We start from the raw sequence: 8,921 nt of genomic DNA, 5'->3' as shown, positions 1-8,921 counted from the left end.
CGCCCAGGACGAGGAGTGTCGGGAGTTGTCGGCGAAGCTGGTGATTGCGACGCGTGCAGGCTTGTTGGCGGTGTAGCGGAACCCGACGGTGCGGGACTTGCCCGAGGCGCGGGTGACGGGGACGGCACCACACATGGCGGCGACCTGTTCGGGGTTGTCGCAACGCTCAAGCAGAGCCCCGATCTCCGCAATCAGTGCTGCCAGGCTGACCGTGGCAGCACGGGGAAGCGTCTGGAGCAAGGTCGTCTTGGGGCGAGCCGCGAGCGCGCTGGCGAGGTCGCGTTCCAGACGGGTGATCTCGGTGTTGAGCAGCCCAATCTGAGCGACCGAGCCATGGACGACTGATTCGAGGATCCTCGGTGCGAGCGGGCTCGCGCTGGCAGGAGCCGCCCGGAGCCGGCTGAGGAGCTCTGCCGGGGACTTGCCGCCGCGGTAGCTGTGTCGACGGCAGAACTGACCCATCCGCCGCTCGCCAAGCAGTGCTGCGGCCTGAGGTGTCGGATAGTCGCTCAAGAACGCGAGCGCGATCTGAGAGGTCAGCTTCTGGAAGACCACAGCGGCGCCGGGCCAGTGCTCGGCCAGGACAGCCCACAGCTGGTTGGACGCCGCGGTGCGCGCCTCGACCAGTGCCGTTCGTGCCCGCACCAACGCGGCGAGTTCACGAGTCGCCTGCTCAACGGGCTCGACCCGGCGCAGCCGATGGCCGTCGGTTCTGGCGTAGTCGGCGAGCATGAACGCGTCACGAGATCTGACTTCGCACCGGCCAAGCCCCACCGTGGACGGGCGGCCTTGAAAGCGGCAGACTCGACCATCCAGACCGGGTGACCAGCGCCAGCGATCAAGCCGACGACCAAGCCTTCTCCGCGTTCGATCGCGACCGGCACTTGCGCCACGTCGCCTCCCTCGACGAGCTCGGCAAGTTCGCAGAACAACTTCATGAGTTGGTCCTCGGTGTGCTGAACCAGCCATCTCTTGATAACCGCGCCCTGGTCATCGATGAGGCACACCGCGTGCACGGTCGAGCCCCAGTCCGATCCACAGAACATCTGTTGACCTCCCGGCCGGACATCGCCGCTGGAGCCGGGCCGACCGTCGGATCCTCATTGTTCGGTCCTCACCGGGGCTGCTCTCTCGCGCCGATCAGGGGACCCGGCAACGACGAGGGCGACCAGCTCAAACAGGCCATCGAGTGGCGAGACATCGAGGCCGTCCCTCGCCGTTCCCGACGAACAGACCAACCTGGCCTGCCGGGCCATACTCGTCCAATGAGGCAGCGGCCGATCTCCTTGCTGGTCTTGCCTTCGGCCAGCCGTCGCTCGATGTAGGCGCGGGTCGCAGGATCGATACGCAATCATGTCAGGAGTTCTGGGTTCATGCCGGACTGATTAACTCAACTCCTCCAACGACCGGCCGATACCCTGAGCGGCCACCTGGAGGGCCGCGACCAGGCGGGGGCGGTGCCGCTTGAGTGTGGGTACGACGACGCCGATGGCCGCGACCACTTCGCCGCCGGCTGCGCTGCGGTGTACGGGCACCGCGACTGAGCAGGCACCGAGGGTCATCTCCTCCTCGGTGATCGCGTAGCCGTCGCGGCGGACCCGCGCCAGTTGCCCGCACAGCAAGGAGCGCTGTGTGATGGTGTAAGGCGTCATCCGCGACAGGTCACCCAGCACCTGTTCTTGCATCCGCGCGGGTGCATGGGCCAGCAGCACTTTGCCGACACCGGTGGCGTGCAGCGGCAACCGCGATCCGGCCGTGCTGACCACCGGCACGGATGCGCGGCCGGAGAGCCGGTCGACGTATAGCGCCTGCGTGCGGTCCCGGACGGCGAGATGCACCGTCGCCAGCGTGGCGGCGTGCAGGTCGTTGAGGAACGGCGAGGCGATCTCACGGAGGCCAGACTGCAGCGGGGCTAGCAGGCCGAGGTCCCAGAGCCGACGGCCGATGACGTACTCCCCGGACGGCCGGCGCACGAGCATCCCCCCGCGCACCAGCTCGCCGGCCAGCCGGTACGCCGTGGGGGTGGGTAGATCGGCCCGTCGGGCCATGTCGCTCAAGGTTAGATGCCGGTGGGCGGTGTCAAAGGCGGACAGCAGCGCGAGCGCCCGGGAGACCACGGTGGCGCCGGGTGTGGAGGTGTTGCCTGCCATTTGATCCATGTCTTTCGCTCAGCGAAAGTTCAGTGTCGCTGAGAGAGGTGGGGCACGTCTACCTTGAGGACCGTGAGCACACCGCAGAGTCCCGACCTGGCGCCCCAGTCGGTCATCAGCGAGGAGATCGGGAAGATCCACGCGGATGCCCCGGCCGGCGAGACCCAGCCCATGATCGACTTCCCGCCGTACCGCAGTTCACTGCTGCGGCACCCCACCAAAGGCCTCCACCACGCCGACCCCGAGGGCATCGAGCTGATGGCACCGGTATTCGGCCATTCCGACGTCGACCCACTCGAGGCGGACCTCACGATCCAGGGCGGCGGCGACCCGATCGGCGAGCGGATGGTCGTCACGGGGCGCATCACCGACAGCGACGGTCGGCCGGTGCGCCACCAGCTCGTGGAGATCTGGCAGGCCAACGCCGCCGGTCGTTACGTCCACAAGCGTGACCAGCATCCCGCGCCACTCGACCCGCACTTCACGGGCACCGGCCGCTGCCTCACCGATGCCGACGGCTCCTACCACTTCACCACGATCAAGCCAGGTCCCTATCCGTGGCGCAACCATCACAACGCCTGGCGCCCCGCGCACATCCACTTCTCGCTTTTCGGCACCGAGTTCACCCAACGGATGATCACCCAGATGTACTTCCCCGGGGACCCGCTTTTCGCACTCGACCCGATCTACCAGTCGATCACCGACCAGGCGGCGCGCGACCGACTGGTGGCGGCCTACGACCACAACGTCACCTCACACGAGTTGGCGACCGGCTACCGCTGGGACATCGTGCTCACCGGCAGCCACGCCACCCCGCTGGAGCGAGAGGGTCACCACGATGCCTGAGCAGTTGCCCGCTACCCCGGGTCAGACCATCGGCCCCTTCTTCCACTACGCGCTGCCCTACGAGGGGGGCCACGAACTGGTGCCGGCCGCCACGCTGGGAGCGGTCCGCCTCCGCGGCACCGTGTACGACGGCAACGGGTCACCTCTGCCCGACGCGATGCTGGAGATCCGGCAGGCCGACCCGGGCGGGACCATCCCGCAGCTCGAGGGTTCGTGGCGCCGGGACCGCGATTTCACCGGATGGGGCCGCTGCGCCACCGACCCGGCTGGACGCTACTCCTTCACGACGCTCGAGCCCGGCGCCGTCGACGGAGGCGCGCCCTTCTTCGCGGTCGTGGTCTTCGCACGTGGTCTGCTCAACCGGCTCTTCACGCGGGCCTACCTGCCCGGTGAAGCGGTCGGGTCCGATCCCTTCCTGGCTGGGCTCTCCGCCGAGCAGCGCGAAACGCTGATGGTGGTCCGCGAGGACGACGGGAGTCTGCGCTTCGACGTCCACCTGCAGGGTGACCGGGAGACTCTCTTCCTGGCCTTTCCGGGGCACGCATGACGGGCTACTCCCTGCTGACCCCCGGCTCCCATCGCAGCGCCGGGGCCCTAGAAGACGCCGCGTTGGTCGGGGCGATGCTCCAGGTGGAGGTTGCCTGGCTGCGTGCGCTGGCTCGGGTCGGTGCCGTCGACGGCGACCTCGCCGGGCAGGTGGCGAAGGTCACGCAGGACTGGGAGGTCGACATGGCGGCGCTGGCCGCGGAGTCTGAGTCCGCCGGCAACGCCGTCGTCCCGCTGGTGAGACTTTTCCAGGAGGCCGTGGGCCAGGACGCCGCGCAGGTCGTGCACCGCGGGCTGACCAGCCAAGACGTTGTGGACACCGCGCTGGTGCTGTTGGCCCGCGACGCGCTGATGCGGATGGGTGACGACCTCGCCGCCACCTCGCGCGCGCTCGCGGCGCTCGCCGGTCGGCACCGTTCGACGCTCATGGTCGGGCGCACGCTCACCCAGCACGCAGTGCCGATCACGTTCGGGCTGAAAGCCGCCCAGTGGCTCGCCGGTGTCCTCGATGCTGTGGCGCAGGTCGACGACGTTCTCGGGACGCTGCCGGTGCAGTGCGGTGGTGCGGCGGGAACCCTGGCCATGGTCGGCGAGCTCACCGACGAGCCACTCGCCGCAGCGCGGGCCTTCGCCGACGAGCTGGCCTTGGACTGGCCAGGTGTGCCGTGGCATACCAACCGTTCCGTGATCACCCGCATCGGCTCGGCCGTGGTGAGCACCTGCGACGCCCTCGGGGTGGTGGCCGCCGACGTCTCCACGCTGTCCCGGCCCGAGATCGGCGAGCTGCGCGAGGGCACGGTCGCAGGTCGTGGCGGCTCCTCGACCATGCCGCACAAGCGCAACCCGGTGCTCAGCGTGCTGATCCGCAGCGTCGCACTGCAGGCACCGCTGCTCGGTGCCCAGCTCCATCTCGCCGCGGCCCAGGCGGTCGACGAGCGACCGGACGGTGCCTGGCACTCCGAGTGGCCTGCGCTGGTCCGGCTGCTGGAGGCGGGCGTGACCGCGGCGTCTCAGGCCGCGGAGCTGACCGCCGGGCTGGAGGTCGACGGGAAACGGATGGGAGACCGTGTGGCTGCCGCCGCCGACGAACTTCTGTCCGAGCGGGGTGGCGGGGGGAAGCCCGCCGACTACCTCGGCTCGACCGACGCCTTCATCGACACCGTGCTCGCCCGCGTGCCCGAGGGAAGGGCTGCGCATGGCTGAGCCGGACCTGACCGCGACTCGCCTCGCCGGAGGACCTGAGTCACCTCGGCTGCTGGTCGTCGGCCCATCTCTTGGCACCTCGGTCGAGGCACTGTGGGAGGCGACAGCACGCCGCCTCGTCTATGACTTCGAGGTCGTCGGCTGGGACCTGCCTGGGCACGGCCGCAGCAAGCCGGCGACCGGGCCGTTCACGGTCGGCGAGCTGGCCGCGGCGGTGCGCCGCCTCGCCGCCGACGTCGCTGGCGACCGACCCGCGGCGTACGCCGGCGTTTCGCTGGGAGGCGCCGTCGCGCTGGAACTTGCCCTCGATCCCGGCGTGTTCACCGCAGTCGCTTGCATCGCGAGTGCGGCGAAGATCGGCGAGCCCTCTGCTTGGCATGAACGGGCCGCCCTGGTGCGCAAGGCCGGCACCTCCGTGATGGTCTCCGGCTCCTCCGAGCGCTGGTTCGCGCCCGGCTTCCTGATGCGCGACCCGGCCACCGGCACCCGGCTGCTCCTCTCGCTGGCCGACGCGGACAAGGACTCCTACGCCCTGGCCTGCGAGGCGCTCGCCGACTTCGACGTGCGGGACCGGCTCGCCGACGCCACGGTGCCGCTGCTCGTCGCCCCAGGCGACCAGGACGTCGTGATCTCCCCGCACACCGCCCGGAAGATCACCGCGGACCGTGCGCCGAACAGCTCGATGAACGTGTTCACCGGCTGTGGCCACCTGCCGCCGGCCGAGGACCCCGACGCGGTCGCCCGGGCCCTGAACGACTTTGCGACCGGAGGGAAACGATGAGCGACACCTACGACGACGGCATGCGGGTGCGCCGCGAGGTGCTCGGAGACGCGCACGTCGACCGCGCCGAGGCACACAAGACACCGTTCACCACCGACTTCCAGGAGCTGATCACCCGCTACGCGTGGGGCAGCGTCTGGACCCGCCCCGGCCTCGACCGGCGTACCCGCAGCGTCGCGGTGCTCACCGCGATGATCGCGCTCGGCCACTGGGAGGAGTTCGCCATGCACGTGCGCGCCGCGCGCACCAACGGGCTGACTCCTGAGCAGATCGCCGAGGTCATCATCCAAGCAGGCATCTACTGCGGCGTGCCTGCCGCCAACCACGCCTTCGCCGTCGCACAAGGGACGCTCGACTCCCTGGAGACCCCTGATGAATGACGCGTTCGTGTACGACGCTGTCCGCACCCCCTTCGGCAGGTACGGCGGGGCGCTGGCGGCGGTGCGCCCCGACGACTTGGCAGCCCTGGTGATCCGCACGCTCGTGGAGCGGACCGGTCTCGAGGGGGGCCAGGTCGACGAGGTCGTCTTCGGCAACGCCAACGGGGCCGGCGAGGACAACCGCAACGTCGCCCGGATGGCCGGTCTGCTCGCCGGGCTGCCCCCCTCGGTCCCGGCCTCGACGGTGAACCGGCTGTGCGGCTCCAGCCTGGACGCCACCATCGCCGGCGCCCGCCAGCTCACGCTCGGGGAGTCCGACGTGGTGCTGGTCGGTGGTGTCGAGTCGATGTCCCGCGCCCCGTGGGTGCTGCCCAAGCCCGAGCGGCCCTACCCGGCGGGCAACGCGGAGCTGGTCTCGACCGCGCTGGGGTGGCGGCTGGTCAACGCGGCGATGCCGACGGAGTGGACGGTCTCACTCGGTGAGGCCACCGAACAGCTCCGAGAGCGCGAGGGCGTGGCCCGCGAGGACCAGGACGAGTTCGCGCTCCGCTCCCATCAGGCCGCCGCGAAGGCGTGGGACAGCGGCTTCTACGACCCACTGGTCGTGGCCGTCCCCGGCGTCGACCTCCCCCGTGACGAGTCGATCCGCCCCGACTCCACGCTCGACAAGCTCGCCGGATTGAAGCCGGTCTTCCGCAAAGATGGGACGGTCACCGCAGGCAACGCCTCACCCCTCAACGACGGGGCGTCCGCCGCACTCCTCGGCAGCGCCAACGCCGCCCGGCAGATCGGCACCGAGCCGCTGGCGCGAATCGCAGCCTGGGGTGCGTTCGCTAACGAGCCACAGTTCTTCGGCTTCGCGCCGGTGGAGGCGGCGAACATCGCCGTGCGGCGTGCCGGCATCACCTGGCGCGAGGTCGCAGCAGTGGAGCTGAATGAGGCCTTCGCTGCCCAGTCGCTGGCCTGCATCCGCGCCTGGGACGTCGACCCCCAGATCGTCAACCGGCACGGCGGCGCCATCTCGATCGGCCACCCTCTCGGCGCGTCCGGCACCCGGATCCTCGGTGCCCTGGCCCGGTCGCTGGAGTTCACCGGCGAACGCTGGGGCGTGGCCGCGATCTGCATCGGCGTGGGCCAGGGCCTGGCCGTCGTCCTGGAGAACACCCGGGGGGGCGGCGCGTGAGCGCGTCCCAGTTCGTGGAGACCGCCAAGGAGGCGGTCGCCGATGTCGCCGATGGAGCCACTGTGATGATCGGCGGCTTCGGCACCGCGGGTCAGCCGGTGGAGCTGATCGAGGCACTGATCGAGTCCGGGGCCAAGGACCTCACCGTGGTCAACAACAACGCCGGCAACGGTGACCGCGGCCTCGCTGCGCTCATCCGCGAGGGTCGGGTCGGCAAGATCATCTGCTCCTTCCCGCGGCAGTCCGACTCCCACCACTTCGACGAGAAGTACCGCACCGGGAAGATCGAGCTCGAGCTCGTCGCGCAGGGCAACCTTGCTGAACGGATTCGCGCTGCCGGTGCCGGCATCGGCGGCTTTTTCACCCCCACCGGCTACGGCACGCCGCTGGCCGAGGGCAAGGAGGTCCGCGAGATCGACGGCCGCCACTACGTGCTGGAATACCCGATCCATGCAGACGTGGCACTAATCAAGGCCTACGCCGCCGACCGGCTCGGCAACCTCGTCTACCGCAAGACCGCCCGCAACTTCGGGCCAATAATGGCCGCCGCCGCGAACACCACGGTCGTACAGGTGCACGAGATCCGGCCGCTCGGCGGCATCGACCCCGAACACGTGGTGACCCCGTCGATCTACGTCGACCGCGTCGTCGAGGTGCCGTCCGAGCGCCCGGCGACCCCCGAGGAGGGGCGATGAGCATCACCGCAGAACGCATGGGATCCGGCCCGCTCGCCGCAATCGTGGCGCGCGACATCCCACCGGGTTCGTTCGTGAACCTGGGCATCGGCCAGCCGACCAAGGTCTCCAACCACCTCGCCCCTGGGGCCGACGTCATCCTGCACACCGAGAACGGCATGCTCGGCATGGGGCCGGAGGCACACGGCGACGAGGTCGACCTCGACCTGATCAACGCCGGCAAGGTCCCGGTCACCGAGCTGCCCGGCGCGTCGTACTTCCACCACGCCGACTCGTTCGCGATGATGCGCGGAGGCCACCTCGACTACTGCGTGCTGGGCGCCTTCCAGGTCTCGCCCACGGGTGACCTGGCGAACTGGCACACCGGCAAGCCCGACGCCATCCCAGCCGTCGGCGGGGCGATGGACCTCGCCATCGGCGCCAAGCAGACCTTCGTGATGATGAGCCTGCTCACGCGGGACGGTCACTCCAAGCTGGTTCCCGAGTGCACCATGCCGCTGACCGGCGTCGGCTGTGTCAGCCGCGTCTACACCGACCACGCGGTGTTCCTCCTCGAGCCCCAAGGGGTGGCCGTGCGCGACCTCTTCGGCATCTCCTTCTCCGAGCTCCAGGACCTCGTCGAGGTTCCCCTCGCCGACAGGACGGACTCCTGACGGCAGTCACACCCTGGAGGCATCGAAGCTTCTGGGAGTGACCAGGGCCCGGGTCAACCAATTGCTACGACGCCGACGTGCCGGGGATCCCGATCCGCTGACCACAACGACGATCGCCAAACCTTGATAGCCCGCGAGGCCGCAAAATCTACAAGAAGAGAGCCGCGAGCATCGAACCCGTCTTTGCCCAGATCAACCACAACCGCCGCATCCGAACCCTCTCTCGACGAGGCCTCGCCGCCGCGGACAGCGAGTGGAAGCTCATCTGCGCCACCCACAACCTCCTAAAGGCCTACCGGATGGCCTGAGGGCCAGGCCATCCGCCGGACTACCCGCGGTCCGGTCACCTCGTCAGGCGGCTGAGATATTCGTGCGACAGCCTCCCGACCGCAAGATCGCGTTCTCTTCACAAGCTCGGCATCGGGAAGGAGACCCTGGGTGAGTCCCGCCGAGTGGTGTAAGTAGCCGGCGGCCCCTTGGGCCC

General features: G+C 69.5%; 11 protein-coding genes. 9 read left to right on the top strand and 2 right to left on the bottom strand.

Annotated elements, in window-relative coordinates; translation table 11 throughout:
• The coding region (locus tag ABC138_RS15945) for a transposase (RefSeq protein ID WP_345914295.1) at positions 1-732 on the bottom strand (732 nt) is incomplete at its 3' end.
• A gap of 89 nt (positions 733-821) precedes the next feature.
• On the opposite strand from ABC138_RS15945, the gene ABC138_RS15940 reads away from it, so the two are divergent.
• Positions 822-1,325 (top strand): hypothetical protein, encoded by a 504-nt coding sequence (locus tag ABC138_RS15940; protein WP_174522862.1) that lies wholly within the window; start codon positions 822-824, stop codon positions 1,323-1,325.
• A 60-nt stretch (positions 1,326-1,385) separates the two neighbouring features.
• Here the strand turns inward: ABC138_RS15940 and ABC138_RS15935 are convergent, their stop codons facing one another.
• The gene (locus tag ABC138_RS15935) at positions 1,386-2,150 is read right to left on the bottom strand and encodes an IclR family transcriptional regulator (RefSeq protein ID WP_068329746.1); all 765 of its coding nucleotides are present in this window, start codon (positions 2,148-2,150) and stop codon (positions 1,386-1,388) included.
• Between the two features lie 72 nt (positions 2,151-2,222).
• Between ABC138_RS15935 and pcaH the strand changes: the two genes are divergently transcribed.
• The 8 genes from pcaH to ABC138_RS15895 are packed head-to-tail and all read left to right on the top strand — an operon-like array spanning position 2,223 to position 8,437.
• The gene (gene pcaH / locus ABC138_RS15930) at positions 2,223-2,996 is read left to right on the top strand and encodes a protocatechuate 3,4-dioxygenase subunit beta (protein WP_032491514.1); all 774 of its coding nucleotides are present in this window, start codon (positions 2,223-2,225) and stop codon (positions 2,994-2,996) included.
• Positions 2,989-3,543, top strand: a complete 555-nt coding sequence (gene pcaG / locus ABC138_RS15925) for a protocatechuate 3,4-dioxygenase subunit alpha (RefSeq protein WP_068329749.1) — start codon at positions 2,989-2,991, stop codon at positions 3,541-3,543. The genes pcaH and pcaG overlap by 8 nt, the downstream gene beginning before the upstream one ends.
• Positions 3,540-4,745: a lyase family protein gene (locus ABC138_RS15920; RefSeq protein ID WP_068329753.1), complete on the top strand. Its 1,206-nt coding sequence runs from the start codon at positions 3,540-3,542 to the stop codon at positions 4,743-4,745. The genes pcaG and ABC138_RS15920 overlap by 4 nt, the downstream gene beginning before the upstream one ends.
• Positions 4,738-5,526 carry an alpha/beta hydrolase gene (locus tag ABC138_RS15915; protein ID WP_068329756.1) on the top strand — a complete coding sequence of 263 codons (789 nt, stop codon included), beginning with the start codon at positions 4,738-4,740 and terminating at the stop codon, positions 5,524-5,526. The genes ABC138_RS15920 and ABC138_RS15915 overlap by 8 nt, the downstream gene beginning before the upstream one ends.
• The gene (gene pcaC, locus ABC138_RS15910) at positions 5,523-5,906 is read left to right on the top strand and encodes a 4-carboxymuconolactone decarboxylase (RefSeq protein ID WP_068329759.1); all 384 of its coding nucleotides are present in this window, start codon (positions 5,523-5,525) and stop codon (positions 5,904-5,906) included. The genes ABC138_RS15915 and pcaC overlap by 4 nt, the downstream gene beginning before the upstream one ends.
• Positions 5,899-7,089: a thiolase family protein gene (locus ABC138_RS15905; protein WP_032491509.1), complete on the top strand. Its 1,191-nt coding sequence runs from the start codon at positions 5,899-5,901 to the stop codon at positions 7,087-7,089. The genes pcaC and ABC138_RS15905 overlap by 8 nt, the downstream gene beginning before the upstream one ends.
• Positions 7,086-7,784: a 3-oxoacid CoA-transferase subunit A gene (locus ABC138_RS15900; RefSeq protein WP_032491508.1), complete on the top strand. Its 699-nt coding sequence runs from the start codon at positions 7,086-7,088 to the stop codon at positions 7,782-7,784. Before ABC138_RS15905 ends, ABC138_RS15900 begins: the two co-directional genes overlap by 4 nt.
• Positions 7,781-8,437, top strand: coding sequence for a 3-oxoacid CoA-transferase subunit B (locus ABC138_RS15895; protein WP_032491507.1), 657 nt, complete (start codon positions 7,781-7,783; stop codon positions 8,435-8,437). The genes ABC138_RS15900 and ABC138_RS15895 overlap by 4 nt, the downstream gene beginning before the upstream one ends.
• The last annotated feature ends 484 nt before the right edge of the window (positions 8,438-8,921 follow it).

The organism is Janibacter sp. LM, from assembly GCF_039631275.1.
GTDB lineage: Bacteria > Actinomycetota > Actinomycetes > Actinomycetales > Dermatophilaceae > Janibacter > Janibacter terrae.
This window is presented reverse-complemented; position numbering and strand designations above follow the sequence as displayed.

Excerpts from the sequence above, each read along its gene's own strand:
- ABC138_RS15935 (WP_068329746.1), bottom strand. The coding sequence starts at position 2,150 with ATGGCAGGCAACACCTCCACACCCGGCGCCACCGTGGTCTCCCGGGCG.
- pcaG (WP_068329749.1), top strand. The coding sequence starts at position 2,989 with ATGCCTGAGCAGTTGCCCGCTACCCCGGGTCAGACCATCGGCCCCTTC.
- ABC138_RS15920 (WP_068329753.1), top strand. The coding sequence starts at position 3,540 with ATGACGGGCTACTCCCTGCTGACCCCCGGCTCCCATCGCAGCGCCGGG.
- ABC138_RS15915 (WP_068329756.1), top strand. The coding sequence starts at position 4,738 with ATGGCTGAGCCGGACCTGACCGCGACTCGCCTCGCCGGAGGACCTGAG.
- pcaC (WP_068329759.1), top strand. The coding sequence starts at position 5,523 with ATGAGCGACACCTACGACGACGGCATGCGGGTGCGCCGCGAGGTGCTC.
- ABC138_RS15905 (WP_032491509.1), top strand. The coding sequence starts at position 5,899 with ATGAATGACGCGTTCGTGTACGACGCTGTCCGCACCCCCTTCGGCAGG.
- ABC138_RS15895 (WP_032491507.1), top strand. The coding sequence starts at position 7,781 with ATGAGCATCACCGCAGAACGCATGGGATCCGGCCCGCTCGCCGCAATC.